This window comes from Streptomyces doebereineriae (assembly GCF_031845645.1).
In the GTDB taxonomy this organism is placed as follows: domain Bacteria; phylum Actinomycetota; class Actinomycetes; order Streptomycetales; family Streptomycetaceae; genus Streptomyces; species Streptomyces canus.
Window position 1 is genome coordinate 39,468 of sequence record NZ_JAVREZ010000017.1, and the last position, 14,399, is coordinate 53,866.

Sequence of the window (14,399 nt, forward strand, 5' to 3'; positions counted from 1 at the left end):
TTCCTCATGCGTCAGATCCCTCTGCGCGGGGGTGGCAGCGCCGCCGGGACGTGGCGCATCCCGGTGTGCTGCTGCCCGATGTGTCCCACCCGCTGCCACTGCGACTGCTGGCGGGCGCTGAAGGCACCCGTGCTGTAGGCGCTGTACGAGCTGCTGAACGAGCCCGAGGCGTGCGGGGTGTTCCCGAACGCGGTGAAGCCCAGCTCCTCCTCGCCGCTGCGGTCACCCGGCAGCGTCCGGAAGGTCTTGACGTACTCGGAGTAGAGCGCGTCGTAGATCGGCGTGGCCGATGGTCCGCCGGGAAACCGGCGCGGAGCGTCGTATGGGTGCACGTATGTCCAAACGACACCGGGACCTCGGGGATGCGGCCCGGCGTGATCCTTCAGCCGGTTGTCAGGTCCCGGCGAGAGGCATCGCGGCCGCGACCAGCTTGCCGTTCGCCGCCGCCTTGTCGAGCGCGTCCCGCAGCAGGTCCTCCCGGGGCTGGCGACCGATGGAGCCCACCGGGGCCGCGAACATCAGCACCTGCTGGTGCTTGTTGGCGGCGGCCCGCCAGGTTTCGGTGACCTGGAGCGGCTGGTGCGCCTGCCACCAGGCCACCGGCTGTCCGCCGTTCGGGGACGGCTGGAGCACCGCGTGCAGCTGGCCCACCGCCAGCAGTACCGACCACCCGTGCAGAACGGACGGCACCGCCTCGATCGCCGTCAGCGGCATGAACCCCTGCTCGATCAGCAGCGGCAGGAAGTCGTCGCCGAGCCCCGTCGCGCCCGGCCGCACGATCGGCCCGGTCGGCTCCACGACCAGTGCCGGGTGCAGCTCCCCGGCGATCAGGATCAGCCCGCTGGTCACCCCGAGCACCGCCTGCTCGGGTACGACCTTGTCCGGGTCCAGGTCGACGGTGTCGCCGGTGATGGACTTCACCGCGCCCCGGAGCTGCTCCTCGGTCACCTGGACGACCTGTGAGGGCAGGCAGCCGGCGTGGGCGAAGGCCAGGACGGCGGTCTCGTCGCCGATGAACAGGACGGTGCTGGTGCGCTCCTGTGCGGAGTCGCCCTGGGTGCGGCAGGAGGTGCAGTCGTAGCTGCCGGGGGCGTTCTCTCCGGCGAGCAGCCGGTCGGCTTCTTCGTCGCCGATCTCGGCGCGAACCTCGTCGCTGACGTCGAGCATGCGCGGCACGGGTGACTCCCTCGGGAAGCGGTGCCCGGGTGGGTCCCGGGCTCATGAAGAAGACAACGGGCGATCTGTGGCGGGAGTCACGCCCCAGGGCGAACGGAATCGAACCATCCATCGCGCAGGGTCACCTCGGGTGCGGAATCGGGCACTCAGTGTCAAGTCGTTTGAAACCCAAGGAAGTTGGTTGCGTGAAGTGGGTCACAGATCGACTGGGCGACTGGTCGACAAATCAGGAAATCAGCGAATTAAGTGGGTGGCCGAAAATTGCCGATACCTGCGGTAACGGCCAACCGGCCTGGAATGACAAGGCGTTGGTTGCCGACGCCTCCACAGGCTCTCTACATTCCTCCGCCGTGTGCAACGAGCACCACTCGGGACCCCGAGTCCTTCGAGAGGGAAATACATGTCCGAATGTGCTGATACCACGCGCGACAACGCTCGTAAGACCCGAACCACCGCGGCCCTCGCCGGGGCCGCCCTGCTCGCCCCGCTCGGACTGCTGGCCGCGGCCGGCAACTCCGCGGCGGCGGACGGCGGAGTATGGGACCGCATCGCCCAGTGCGAGAGCGGCGGGAACTGGCACATCAACACCGGGAACGGCTACTACGGAGGACTCCAGTTCTCCGGCGGGACCTGGCGCGCGTACGGCGGTACGGCCTACGCGCCCACCGCCGACCAGGCCACCGAGGCGCAGCAGATCGCGGTGGCCACCAAGGTGCAGCGCGCCCAGGGGTGGGGCGCCTGGCCGACCTGTTCGGCACGCGCCGGGGCGTACGGCAGCGCGCCCGCCGCCTCGTCCGAGACCAAGGCCGCTCCTTCCAAGCCGGCGAAGACGCCGGCCCGTTCGGAGAGCCACACCAACCGCGGCGCGTCCCGTGGCGACTACACCGTCCGCTCGGGCGACACGCTCAGCAAGGTCGCCGCCCGGCACGGGACCACCTGGCAGAAGGTCTACGCCGCCAACAAGGCCGTCATCGGCGCCGATCCGGACCTGATCGTGCCCGGGCAGCGCCTTGAGATCTGAGAGTTCCCCCATGGGCGCGAACGGGGCGGTCAGCCCTGTTCGCGCCGCAGCTCCGCCGCCTCTCCGCTGAACACGACCACACCGCGCCGCAGTTCGTACACGATCGCCGTCCGGCCGTGCAGTGCGGGTGGGAGCCGTTGTTCGGCCACGACCACGCACGCGTCCAGTGCGGCCAGGAGTTCGTACGTGCGGGCCGCGACCGTGGGGGACATGCCTTGCGCGGGTTCGTCGACGAGGACCACGCGAGCGCGTGCCAGGAGAGCTCGGGAGATCGCGAGCATGCGTTGTTCGCCGCCGGAGAGGGTGCCGGCGCGGCGGGCGAGCAGGCGGGCGAGCTGCGGGTAGGCGTCCAGGGCCAGGTCGTGCGTGGGGGCGGCCAGTTCGAGGTTCTCGCGGACCGTGAGGGAGCCGAACACCGACCGGCGTTCGGGGACCAGGCACAGACCGCGGCGGGCCCGCTCGTACGCCGGTACGCGGGTCACGTCGGTGCCGTCCCACACCACGCTGCCGTCGGTGAGCGGCACTGTTCCGGCCAGGGCGCGCAGAGTCGTCGTACGGCCGGAGCCGTTGCGGCCCAGCAGGACGGTCAGCCCGGGGCCCGGGGCGGTGAGAGTGATGCCGTGCAGGGCCTCGAGCGGGCCGTAGCGCACGCGCGCGTGGCGTAGGGAGATGGCCGTGACGGCTGTCATACGGCGGTCTCCCGGGCGTCGAGTGTGTCCAGCACGTGGGCCGGAGGCCCGGAGACGATGATGCGGCCCGCCGTCATGACGTGCACGACGTCCGCGAGGTCGGCGACCAGGTCGAGGTCGTGTTCGACGACGAGCAGGGCGGTGCCGTCCGCTGCGAGGGCTTTGAGGATGCGGGCCAGGGCGGTCACCTCGGCGGTGTCGAGGCCGGCGGCGGGTTCGTCGAGGAGGAGGACGCTCGGGGTGCCGGCGAGGGCCCTGGCCAGTTCCACCCGACGGAGGGTGCCGGTGGGGAGGTCGGCCGCGGGGGCGTCGCGCAGGGGGCCGTCCAGGGCGAACAGTCTCAGGGCGCGGTCCACTGCGGCCGGGTCTGCCGTCCGGCCCTGCTCGGCGCCGACTCGGACGTTCTCGGCCACGGTCAACGTGGGGAAGACCGCGAGTTGTTGGAAGGTGCGGGCGATGCCCAGGCGGGTGCGGGCGTGGGCGGGGAGGCGCGTGATGTCGCGGTCGCCGTAGCGGACTCGGCCCCGGGAGGGGCGGAGCGTTCCTGCCAGGCAGTGGAAGAGGGTGGTCTTTCCGGCGCCGTTGGGGCCGATGATCGCGGTGATTCTGCCGGGTGGGACGGTGAGGTCGACTCCGTCGAGGGCGGTGAAGCCGTCGTAGCGGGCCTGGAGGTTGTGCGTGGTGAGGATCGGGGGTGGATCGCCGTCGGCGGCGTGCGGCGTGGGCGGTTGGCTCCGGCGCGGCGTGCCGGGTCGGGCGCTGTCGGGATCCGCCGTCGGGGGTGCCGCAGTCCCTTGCGCCCGTTGCAGTCGTCCCCGTGCCTGGAGGCCCGTCGCCGTCAGCCTTGCCCTCCGCCGTGGCCGCAGTCTCCGCACCGCCTCGTAGGGCCCCCCGGGGAAACGCCCCACCAGCACCGCGAGTACCCCGACCAGTGCCGCCGCCACCCCTCCCCGTGCCCCCGCGTCCAGGCCGACCAGGAGGGCCGCCGCGGTCAGGGCGCCCAGGGTGCTGTCGGCGCCCAGGACGACCACGGCCGCGAACCAGAGGAGGCCGCGGACCGGGTCGTAGGCGGTGGGGTCGAAGGCGCGCAGGCCCATGCCGAGCATTCCGCCGCCCAGGGCGGCCAGGGCGGCGCCCGCCACGAAGGCGAGGAGCTTCAGGGCGGGGACCTGGACGCCCGCCGCCGAGGCCCCTGACTCGTGGTCGCGCATGGCGGCCAGCGCCCTGCCCGTACGGCCTCTGCGCAACGCGTGGGTCGCCAGGAGGGCGAGCGTCAGCAGGGCCAACTCCAGGACGTAGTACGCGCGGTCGCCCTCGAAGCCCGCCGGGCGGTCCAGGGACAGACCGGACGTGGCGTACGGCTGGGCGAAGACGAAGCGGCTCACGCCGACGCCGACCGCGAAGGTCGCGAGGGCCAGCGCGAGCCCCCGGCGGGTGATCGCCGGCCAGCCGGTCAGCAGGCCCAGGGGGGCCACCAGGACCACCGCCAGCGCCAGCGCCGCCAGTTCCGGCAGCCGGGGAAGGCCCGGGAAGCGGCCCGCCGCCAGCAGGGCGGTGAACAGGGCGCCCAGGCCCGCGTAGGCCGCTTGCCCGAGAGAGATCTGGCCGCTCCGGCCCGTCACGACCACCAGGGAGAGCAGCACTACGCCCAGCGCCGGGACCTGGACCGAGGTGTGCAGGTCCGAGCCCGCGAAACCCAGCGGGATCAGGAAGAGGATCACCGCGACGATCCATGCGCCCTGAGGCGTCGGCACGCGCGCGGTGGCCGTCCGGGGGAGCGCGTCCCGGGTGCCGATGCGGGGGAGTGCCAGGCACGCGACGAGGAGGGCCACGACGAACAGGTTCGCCCCCACCGCCTGGAGCAACGGTTCGCCCCGGCCCGAGGGGTGCAGTCGGGTCAGCTGGCTCTGGGCCACCCCGACGCCCAGCGCCACCACCACGGCCACCGGCAGGCTGCGCATCCGCGCGGCCACCGCCACCGCCACCACCTCCATGACGAGCAGGGGCAGCCCGTACGGGTCCAGGCGGACGAAGGGGGCCAGCAGAACGCCCGTCAGGCCCGCGGTGAACGCCCCGAACGCCCAGCCGGCCGCCGCCACCCGGTCGGCGTCGATCCCGCCGAGCACGGCCAGCCCGCGGTCGTCCACGACGGCCCGCAGCTCCCGTCCGAAGCACGTCCAGCGGATCACCGCGCCCACGCCGGCCGCCAGGATCAGAACGACCGCCAGCTGCCCCCAGGGATCCGCGGACACCAGCTCCGGAGCGTCGTCCTGTGCCCCCTGGCCCCACAGCAGCGCGGCCCCGCCCACCAGCAGCACGAAGACGCCGATGGAGGCCACCAGGGTCTGTGCCGGATCGCCGCCCAGGACGGACAGGGGCCGGAAGACGAAACGCTCCAGCACCACGCCCATCACCGGCGCCAGGATCAGCAGGGTCACCACCGCGCCGGCCCACAGCGGCCAGCCCCACTCCACCACGCACTGCCGCAGCACGTACGCGCACACCATCGCGATCGCCCCGTGCGCGAAGTTCAGCACCCCGGTCGCGCGGTACGTCACGATCAGGCCGACTCCGGTGAGCGCGGCCGCGCTGCCGACCGACAACCCGGCGAGGGTGAGGTCGTAGGTCAGCGACGACATCAGTCGGTTTCCTCGACGGGCTCGCAGATCGGACAGGGGCCCAGCTCTCCGCTCGCCAGGAGCTTCGCGTCCACCGGGACCGACTCGACCTTCCCGGCGACCAGCGGGCAGTCCGCGCGGTGCCAGAGCGTGCCGCCGGGCACCATCAGCAGGTCCCCGCTCACCGCCAGAGGCGCGCCGGCCGCCGTGCCGGACTCCTCGGCCTCAGCGGGCTCCGCGGCGACCAGGAGGCCGTACAGCTCCTCCACACGCGCGGCGGCGAGCGCGCCCCGGCCGTGGGTGAGGAGCACCGCCCCGGCGACGATCAGCGCGGCGCCGGGCACCGTGCAGGAGGCGAGGTAGGGCAGCTGCCGCTCGGCGTAACGCTCGCCCGAGACGCCGTACCAGCCGAGGACGCACAGCACCGCACCCGCGGCGAGCGCGGCCCAGCCGGCCCACAGAACGGGGTGCACGGTCCGCAGTCGGGCTGTCCGCATCTCTGGCTCCCACATGTCGCGTGCCTGTCCATGTAAGCCAATCGCTTGCACTATGCCTTCTGGAAGCTGACCCTGAAAGCACCGGGCGCACTTGGCCCGGACCGACACCCGGTGGTGAGCCAGATGGTTCTCGGGAGCGACCGCACGTGGGGGAACGGCAGCCGGGGGCTGATGGCGGTGGGGTTCGTCCTCACCGTGGCCCTCACGGCGTGCAGCGACGACAGCGGCGGCGGCAGCGAGAGCCCGCCGCCGACGCCTTCCGTGGAGCGGACCACACCTTCGGCGGCCCCGTCGCCGAGCGGACCCGCCGACGCGGCCGCCGCGCAGCGGGAGATCAAGGCGAACTGGGAGAAGTTCTTCGACCCGAAGACCTCCGCCAAGGAAAAACAGGCCGTCCTGGAGAACGGCGACGAGATGGGCCCGGTGCTCCAGGCCTTCAGCGGTGACCAGCGCGGCGGACAGGTGCAGGCGAAGGTCACGGAGATCGGGTTCACCAAGCCGACCGCGGCCGACGTGAAGTACACCCTGCTGCTGAACGGCGCCACTGCCCTGCCGGACGCCTCCGGAACGGCGGTCGAACAGGACGGCACCTGGAAGGTGTCGGTCAACACGCTGTGCGCGCTGGTCCAGTTGAGCGGTAATGCCACGGCGTCGGCTCTTCCGGGGTGCTGAGGCCGCCCTCGCGGTCCTGCTGCTCACCATGGGCACGGCGTGCGGCAGCCGGCTGCCGGAGAGCGACTTCGAGCACCGGGAGCGGGCGACCCCCGCCCAGGAAAACACCCCGATCCGGGTCGGCATCATCACCAGCGCCACCAGCCCGGTCGGCGGCAGCGCCTTCACCGGCCCGCGCGACGGCGCCAAGGCGTACTTCGAGCGCCTCAACGCGCGCGGGGGCGTCGACGGCCGCCGGATCGAGGTGCGCGAGTGTGACGACGGCGGCAGCGGGGTCGGCAACAACACCTGTGTGCACCGGCTGATCGACGAGGACAAGGTGGTCGCCCTGGTCGCGACCACCGCCCTCGACTACGCCGGCGCCTCCCGCGTCTCCCACGCGCGCGTGCCCGACATCGGAGGCCAGCCCATCGGCGCCGCCTACGACACCTGGCCGCACCTCTACGGCATCTACGGCAGCCTCGCGCCCCGGCGCGGCACCACCGGCTGGGGCGGAAAGCAGTACGGCGGCACCGAGGTCTACCGCTATTTCAAGCGCGAGCACGGGGCCCGTACGGCGGCCGTCGTGTCGTACAACCAGGCCGCGTCCGCCGCCTACGCCCGGCTCGTCGAGCAGGGGCTGAGGGCCGAGGGGTACAAGGTCGTCAGCGAGCAGGTCGACTTCGCGCTGCCCAACTTCCGTGCCGTGGCGGCCGACCTGAAGGAGCAGGGCGCCGACCTGGTCTTCGACGCCGTCGACAGCCATGGCAACGCTCAGCTGTGCGAGGCGATGGACGCGGCCGGCGTCGAGGTCACCGCCAAGGTCACCAACGTGCAGAACTGGACCTCCACCGTCCCGGACGACTACAAGGACGCCCCGCGCTGCCGCAACGCCCTGTGGGCGACCGGATCCAGCCGCAACTACGAGGACACGGACCATGCGGCCGTACGGGAGTTCAGGGAGGCCACGAAGAGCCTCAAGACGCACTCGCAGTGGCAGCTGGAGGGCTGGGCGGCCGCGATGTGGTTCACGGACGCCGCGACATCATGCGCTGCCGCACAAGGCGTCACGCGCGCGTGTGTCGACGCCTACATGAACCGCAGCCGGGACCACACGGCGGACGGCCTCCTCGTCCCCGTCGCCTTCGAGCGCCTCGCCGAGCCGCCGAAGTCCCGCCGGACCTGCCTGTCGGTGGCCCGCTGGGAGGACGGACGGGGCTGGGTCTCCCAGGGCGACATGGACGACACCTGCTTCGACGTTCCGCAATTGCCCTATCGACAATGAGTCACCGGCCGCACGCAACCAAAGGGCGCCCACCGGACGGGGCGTGTCACTGCGCGCCGACTCCGCGGGCGGACTGACCTTCGACGTCACCGCCGGCGGGGCGAGCGGTACAGCCCATCTGGTACTGCGCCGACGCGACGGACAAGGGGAGGTCGGTCTGCCGCTGGCCCCGACCGCCGACGGAAGGCTGCGAGCCGCCCTGCCCAGCACCGTCGCCCTGCCCGAGGGCCGCTGGGACGCCTACGCGCGCGTGGCCGACGACGAGCCCCTGCGCCTCGCGCCCGGTGCCACCGACCTGCGCGCGCTCACCGCCTGCACCCCGAGCGGCTCCCGCGGCCAGGTCGCCGTCCGCATCCCCTAGTCCCCCACTCTCGGCTTCGCTCGAGCGGGGGGACCCCCATCGCGGCAGGGCAACCTCACCGTCCGCAGCTGGCTGCGCGCCGAGGGCGCCGGACTGACCGTACGGGGGCGGCTCTACGGCACCTGCTTCGCCCCCGGCGCCTACGCCGAGGTGCGCCCCCGGCACTCCCCGGGTCCCGCACTCCGCAGCGACGTCGGCGCCGACGAGGCCCGGTTCGGCTTCTCGGTGACGTACGCGGCCCTCGGGCCCGGAGTCTGGGACCTGTGGCTGCGGCCGCACGGCGAGAGCGGGCCGCGGGTGCGGATCGCGCGGCTGCTCGACGACGTCGCCGACAAGAAGCCCGTGTTCACCTATCCACGCGCACGCGTGCAGACGGAGTACGGCCCGTTGGAGGCCGGGCCGTACTACACGCGGGACAACGACCTCTCGGTGTCCGTCACGGCATGCCCTTCACCGCAGTGAGCCGAAGAACTCCCTGACGTCACCGGCCAGCAGCTCGGGGGCCTCCAGGGCCGCGAAGTGGCCGCCGCGGTCGAACTCCGTCCAGCGGACGAGGGTGTTGACCTGCTCGGCCCAGCGGCGGATCGCCACGTCCTCGCCGAAGTTGGCCACCGCGGTCGGCACTCCGGAGGCCGCCGTCGGGAACCAGTCCGGCACATGACTGTTCTCGTAGTACATGCGGGCCGCGGAACCGGCCGTGCCGGTCAGCCAGTACAGCATCACGTTGGTGAGCAGGGTGTCCCGGTCGATCGCGTCCTCCGGCAGCGTGGCCGAGGAGTGCGTCCACGCCTGGAACTTCTCCATGATCCACGCCAGTTGGCCGACGGGTGAGTCGGTGAGGGCGTAGGAGAGGGTCTGCGGACGGGTCGACTGCAGGACGTTGTAGCCGAAGCCGTCCGTGGTGAACCCGGCGATGCTCGCGAGGCTTTGCCGCTCGCGGTCGGTCAGCCCCTGCTGCGCCTCCTCGTCGACCGGGCCGAGCGGGATGAACCCGACCGAGGCGGCGTTCACATGGACACCGACCACGGACTCGGGAGCGACCCGGGCGAGTGCGGGGGAGATCAGCGCGCCCAGGTCGCCGCCCTGGGCGCCGTAGCGCTCGTAGCCGAGCCTGCGCATCAGCTCCGCCCATACGCGGGCGACCCGCTTGACGTTCCAGCCCTTGTCGCGCGTCGGCCCGGAGAAGCCGAAGCCGGGGATGGACGGGATCACCAGATGGAAGTCCTCGCTCAGCGAGCCGATCACACCGAGGAACTCGACGATCGAACCCGGCCAGCCGTGCGTCAGGATCAGCGGGAGCGCGTCCGGCCGGGACGAGCGGACGTGCAGGAAGTGCACCTGGGCGCCGTCGATCCCGGTGACGAACTGCGGGAGCTCGTTGAGGGCGGCCTCGTGCTTGCGCCAGTCGTAGGCACCGCGCCAGTACGCGGCGAGATCGCGGAGATACGGCAGTGAGGCGCCGTACTCCCAGCCGGCGTCCGGCAGCTCGTCCGGCCAGCGGGTGAGGTCCAGGCGGGTGTGCAGGTCGTCGAGCTGCGCCTGAGGGATGTCGATCCGGAAGGGGCGGATCTCACGGGTCTCTGCGGTCGCGCTGTTGTCTGCCATGAGTCCAAGCTAGGAAGGCTTGCGGACAACAACTGTCCGCAATGGCTGGCAGACTCGGATTCATGTTGGAGACCTCGGCACGACTCCTGCGCCTGCTCTCACTCCTGCAGGCCCACCGCGAATGGTCCGGCGCCGACCTGGCCGACCGTCTCGGCGTCACCTCGCGTACCGTGCGCCGGGACGTGGACCGGCTGCGTGAGCTGGGCTACCCGGTCAACGCCAGCCCGGGCACCGGCGGCGGCTACCAGCTGGGCGCGGGTGCCGAGCTGCCGCCGCTGCTCCTGGACGACGACGAGGCCGTCGCGGTCGCCGTCGGCCTGCGCACCGCCGCGGGGCAGGGCATCGAGGGGATCGGCGAGACCTCCGTACGGGCCCTCGCCAAGCTGGAGCAGGTCCTGCCGAGCCGGCTGCGCCGCCGGGTGGGCGCCCTGAACGCCTTCACCGTGCCCATGCTGCGCGGCCCCCAGCCCTCCGCCGTCGACCCGGGCGTCCTCACCGAGCTCGCCAACCTCTGCCGGGACGCCGAGCGGCTGCGCTTCGAGTACAGCGACCACGGCGGCGCCTCCAGCCGCCGTACCGTCGAACCGCACCGCCTGGTGTGCAGCGAGCGGCGCTGGTATCTGGTCGCCTGGGACGTCGACCGCGACGACTGGCGGACCTTCCGGGCCGACCGGATCACCCCCAGACCGCCGCACGGCCCACGGTTCGCTCCGCGCACCCCGCCCGCCGAGGATCTCGCCGCGTACGTCTCGCGAGGCGTCTCCACGCGCGTGTACGCCTCACACGCGGTCGTGCGGCTGCTGGTGCCCAAGGAACGGGCCGCCGAGCGGATCTCGCCGAGTGCCGGGGTACTGGAGGCGGAGGGGCCCGACAGCTGCCTCCTGCACACCGGGGCCTCGAGTCTCGACGTGATGGTGATCCACGTGATGATGACGGGCTTCGAGTTCGAGGTGCTGGAGCCGGCCGAGCTGACCGAGGCGATCAGGACGGCTCACGACCGGCTTGCTCGCTCTTTGGCTCGGGCTGCGGAGTCTGGGCCGCGTATTGCGGATGGTGCAGATCGAACGCCGGGGACTCGGAGCGGATCCGGGGCAGTGTCGTGAAGTTGTGCCGCGGGGGCGGGCAGGAGGTGGCCCACTCCAGGGAACGGCCGTAGCCCCAGGGGTCGTCGGTCTCCACCTTCACGCCGTACTTGGCGGTCTTCCAGACGTTGTAGAGGAACGGCAGCGTCGAGGCGCCCAGCAGGAACGCCCCGATCGTCGAGATCGTGTTGAGCGCGGTGAAGCCGTCCGCGGCGAGATAGTCCGCGTACCGGCGGGGCATGCCCTCCGCGCCCAGCCAGTGCTGCACGAGGAACGTGGTGTGGAAGCCGACGAACAGCGTCCAGAACTGGATCTTGCCGAGCCGCTCGTCGAGCATCTTCCCGGTGAACTTCGGCCACCAGAAGTGCAGCCCGCCGAAGATCGCGAAGACGACCGTGCCGAACACGACGTAGTGGAAGTGCGCCACGACGAAGTAGGTGTCCGACACATGGAAGTCCAGCGGTGGCGAGGCCAGCAGCACTCCGGTCAGGCCACCGAACAGGAACGTCACCAGGAAGCCCGTCGCCCACAGCATCGGTGTCTCGAAGGACAGGGAGCCCTTGATCATCGTCCCGGTCCAGTTGAAGAACTTCACGCCCGTCGGGACGGCGATCAGGAAGCTCATGAAGGAGAAGAACGGCAGCAGCACCGCTCCGGTGACGAACATGTGGTGCGCCCACACCACGATCGACAGACCGGTGATCGACATCGTCGCCGCGACCAGCGTCAGATAGCCGAACATCGGTTTGCGGCTGAAGACCGGGATGATCTCCGTGATGATGCCGAAGAACGGCAGCGCGATGATGTACACCTCGGGATGCCCGAAGAACCAGAACATGTGCTGCCACAGCAACGCTCCGCCGTTGCCCGCCTCGAAGACCTGCGAGCCGAAGCGCCGGTCCGCCTCCAGGACCAGCAGTGCGGCCGCCAGCACCGGGAACGCCATCAGGATCAGGATCGACGTGAACAGCGTGTTCCAGGTGAAGATCGGCATCCGGAACATGGTCATGCCGGGCGCGCGCATCCCGATGATCGTGGTGATGAAGTTGACCGCGCCGAGGATCGTGCCGAAGCCGGCCAGCGCGAGGCCCATGATCCACAGGTCGGGGCCGATGCCGGGGGAGTGCGCGGAGTTGTTCAGCGGAGCGTAGGCGAACCAGCCGAAGGCGGCCGGACCGGACGGCACGAGCAGCGAACCCAGCACGATCAGGCCACCGAACAGGAAGAACCAGTAGGACAGCATGTTCAGCCGCGGGAAGGCCACGTCCGGGGCGCCGATCTGCAGCGGCATCAGCTCGTTGGCGAAGCCCGCGAAGCTCGGGGTCGCGAACAGCAGCAGCATGATCGTGCCGTGCATCGTGAACAACTGGTTGTACTGCTGGTTGTCCATGATCTGCAGTCCCGGCCGGGCGAGTTCGGCCCGCATCAGCAGGGCCATGACGCCGCCGACCAGGAAGAACACGAACGACGTGATCAGATAGAGGTGACCGATCTTCTTGTGGTCGGTGGTGGTCAACCAGTCGACGACCACTCGCCCGTGCCCCTTGGTCCGCACGGGTCGTGCCGTCGCGTGCACGGTCTGCGTCCCCATCGCTCGCCCCTTCGCTCGGCTCACGCCATGATGCTCGCGCGGTCGTGCGCGGCGACAGAGGGCGTAAGGGGGTTCTGTGCCGGAACCGTGTATTTCCTATGCGGTGTCAGCTTCCGTGGCCCTGTCCGGAATCGGGTGGGCAAAGGGGCCCGGACCGGTTCTCGGACAAGCCTTCTCACGGCTCATTCCGAGAAGTCGTACGACACGCGGGAATTGCGTTCGAATACCCGCGGAAGGGCGAGGGAAACGCCCGTTCGTGTGACGCAGCGCGAGGGAAACGCGTGTCGTGGTCCTGTGACAGAAGCGTGACAGGAGGCGTGCGGGATCCGGACTTCCGCGGCCGCCGGGCAGGGCCTAGCGTGGCGGTATGGCACCCATTCCGACACCGCCCGCCGAACCCCAGGACAGCCCGGACACCTACGTCGGCCTCGACTCCGCCTCCGCCGAGCGGACCGCGCGTGAGCGGGGCTGGTCGACGGTCAGGTCACTGCCGCCGGGGGCGATCATCACGATGGAGTACCGCGCGGGCCGGCTGAACTTCGAGGTGAAGGACGGCCGCGTGGCGCGGGCCTGGAAGGGCTGAACCGCGTGACACGGGCCCCGGTTCCCTTGCGTGGAACCGGGGCCCGCGTCATGCGCGGGGTGGTTGTGCGTACCGGCCCCGTGTGTCCGAGGGGGATCAGCCGCCGGTCACCGGCCGGGTGGCCGGGGAGGGTGTGCCGCGCACGATCCGGTCCGACTGCGGCGGGCGGCGGCTGCCCGCCGGGGTGACCGGGGTGCGCTCCGAGCGGGTGGTGTGCGGGCCCGGGGCCAGGTAGACGGGTGACCTGGGGGCACGCGCCGGTGTGGTGGCCTCGCGGGCCGCCGTCTCGTTCTGTGGGGCCGTGAGCGGCTTGAGGCGGGCGGGCGCGGGCGCCGTGACGGGGGTGACCGGGGCGGGGGTCCGCGCGCCGCCGCGGGCCCGCCAGCGGTCGCGCAGGTCGAAGACGTAGGTCTCGGCGCGGGCGATCAGCGGCTCGAACCAGGGCAGCGCGAGCAGGATCAGCAGACCGGCGACCCAGCCCAGCATGACGTCGCTCAGCCAGTGCGTACCGAGGTAGACGGTGGCCATGCCGACGCCCAGCGAGGTCACCGCGGAGACGGCGGAGAGCCAGCGGCGGGCCCTCGGGGTGGAGGCCAGATACGCCAGGATCCCCCAGGTCACCACGGCGTTGGCGGTGTGGCCGCTGGGAAATATATCGCCGCCCAGGCCCATCTCGTTCGAGCCGATGACGGTCGCGTAGTGCGGTCCGAGTCTTCCCATGCCGTACTTGGCGGCGCCGACCGTGATGTTCAGCAGCAGCAGCGAGGCACCCAGGGTCAGCAGCGGGCGCACGGTGTGCTGCCGCCAGGAACGCCAGCCCAACCAGGCCGCGACCATCACCGCGGTCGGGCCGCGCTGGCCCAGCACCACGTAGTAGTCGACGAACCAGTGGATGGACGCCCACTGCTGGTACGGCCGGAAGAACATGACCTGCCAGTCGAGGCGGACCAGCCACGAGGTGGTCACCACGAGCCACACGATCGCCAGGTAGAAGGCCAGGGCGGCGATCACCAGGACGGTCCGGTGCCGGCTCGCCTTGGGCACGCTGAGGTGGGCCGGTCGTTCCGGCTCACGGTCCAGCCTGGCGAACACCCGGTCCAGACGGGTGAGGTTTCGTTCGGTACGCACCCAATCGACGTTACAGCGAGTGAGCTCTGTTCCCTGTCGAATCAGCGGCTTTGTGATGACGATGTGATGTGGGATTCCTCTCAGAGGTGGGTTTATTTCCAGGGATTCCGCA

12 protein-coding genes and 2 pseudogenes are annotated in these 14,399 nt (G+C 71.2%); 6 read left to right on the forward strand and 8 right to left on the reverse strand.

Annotation, left to right across the window (positions count from 1 at the left end; genetic code table 11):
- Nucleotides 1-11 precede the first annotated feature (11 nt).
- Entirely contained in the window at nt 12-332 is a 321-nt protein-coding gene (locus tag RNB18_RS37255) for a hypothetical protein (protein WP_057614490.1), read from the reverse strand.
- Nucleotides 333-393: 61 nt separating this feature from the next.
- Nucleotides 394-1,176: a hypothetical protein gene (locus RNB18_RS37260; RefSeq protein ID WP_311718514.1), complete on the reverse strand. Its 783-nt coding sequence runs from the start codon at nt 1,174-1,176 to the stop codon at nt 394-396.
- Nucleotides 1,177-1,576: 400 nt separating this feature from the next.
- Here RNB18_RS37260 and RNB18_RS37265 point away from each other — a divergent pair, with 400 nt between their 5' ends.
- Nucleotides 1,577-2,197, forward strand: a complete 621-nt coding sequence (locus tag RNB18_RS37265) for a LysM peptidoglycan-binding domain-containing protein (RefSeq protein WP_311718515.1) — start codon at nt 1,577-1,579, stop codon at nt 2,195-2,197.
- A gap of 29 nt (nt 2,198-2,226) precedes the next feature.
- Here RNB18_RS37265 and RNB18_RS37270 read toward each other — a convergent pair whose 3' ends face one another.
- The 3 genes from RNB18_RS37270 to RNB18_RS37280 are packed head-to-tail and all read right to left on the reverse strand — an operon-like array spanning nt 2,227 to nt 6,001.
- On the reverse strand, nt 2,227-2,886 hold the full coding sequence (locus tag RNB18_RS37270) for an ABC transporter ATP-binding protein (protein WP_311718516.1): 660 nt from the start codon (nt 2,884-2,886) through the stop codon (nt 2,227-2,229).
- Entirely contained in the window at nt 2,883-5,525 is a 2,643-nt protein-coding gene (locus RNB18_RS37275; protein ID WP_311718517.1) for an ABC transporter permease subunit, read from the reverse strand. Before RNB18_RS37275 ends, RNB18_RS37270 begins: the two co-directional genes overlap by 4 nt.
- A complete protein-coding gene (locus RNB18_RS37280; protein WP_266526668.1) occupies nt 5,525-6,001 on the reverse strand; it encodes a hypothetical protein in 477 nt (158 codons plus the stop codon). The genes RNB18_RS37275 and RNB18_RS37280 overlap by 1 nt, the downstream gene beginning before the upstream one ends.
- Before the next feature lie 123 nt (nt 6,002-6,124).
- Between RNB18_RS37280 and RNB18_RS37285 the strand changes: the two genes are divergently transcribed.
- From RNB18_RS37285 to RNB18_RS37295, 3 genes and pseudogenes are all read left to right on the forward strand, one after another.
- Nucleotides 6,125-6,673 (forward strand): hypothetical protein, encoded by a 549-nt coding sequence (locus RNB18_RS37285; RefSeq protein ID WP_311718518.1) that lies wholly within the window; start codon nt 6,125-6,127, stop codon nt 6,671-6,673.
- Complete coding sequence (locus RNB18_RS37290) at nt 6,642-7,937, forward strand: ABC transporter substrate-binding protein (RefSeq protein WP_311718519.1); 1,296 nt, start codon at nt 6,642-6,644, stop codon at nt 7,935-7,937. The genes RNB18_RS37285 and RNB18_RS37290 overlap by 32 nt, the downstream gene beginning before the upstream one ends.
- 43 nt (nt 7,938-7,980) lie before the next feature.
- A pseudogene (locus RNB18_RS37295) lies at nt 7,981-8,760 on the forward strand (hypothetical protein).
- Here the strand turns inward: RNB18_RS37295 and RNB18_RS37300 are convergent.
- Entirely contained in the window at nt 8,749-9,903 is a 1,155-nt protein-coding gene (locus RNB18_RS37300) for an epoxide hydrolase family protein (protein WP_311718520.1), read from the reverse strand. The pseudogene RNB18_RS37295 and the gene RNB18_RS37300 sit on opposite strands and share 12 nt — an antisense overlap.
- Nucleotides 9,904-9,965: 62 nt before the next feature.
- Between RNB18_RS37300 and RNB18_RS37305 the strand changes: the two genes are divergently transcribed.
- Complete coding sequence (locus RNB18_RS37305; RefSeq protein ID WP_311718521.1) at nt 9,966-11,006, forward strand: helix-turn-helix transcriptional regulator; 1,041 nt, start codon at nt 9,966-9,968, stop codon at nt 11,004-11,006.
- Here RNB18_RS37305 and ctaD read toward each other — a convergent pair.
- Nucleotides 11,005-12,576 (reverse strand): annotated as a pseudogene (gene ctaD / locus RNB18_RS37310) (aa3-type cytochrome oxidase subunit I); the annotation flags it as partial. The gene RNB18_RS37305 and the pseudogene ctaD overlap by 2 nt on opposite strands.
- Nucleotides 12,577-12,943: 367 nt before the next feature.
- Between ctaD and RNB18_RS37315 the strand changes: the two are divergent.
- On the forward strand, nt 12,944-13,159 hold the full coding sequence (locus RNB18_RS37315) for an I78 family peptidase inhibitor (protein WP_311718522.1): 216 nt from the start codon (nt 12,944-12,946) through the stop codon (nt 13,157-13,159).
- A gap of 96 nt (nt 13,160-13,255) precedes the next feature.
- On the opposite strand, the gene RNB18_RS37320 is transcribed toward RNB18_RS37315, so the two are convergent.
- Nucleotides 13,256-14,287, reverse strand: coding sequence for a phosphatase PAP2 family protein (locus RNB18_RS37320; protein WP_311718523.1), 1,032 nt, complete (start codon nt 14,285-14,287; stop codon nt 13,256-13,258).
- Nucleotides 14,288-14,399 lie beyond the last annotated feature (112 nt).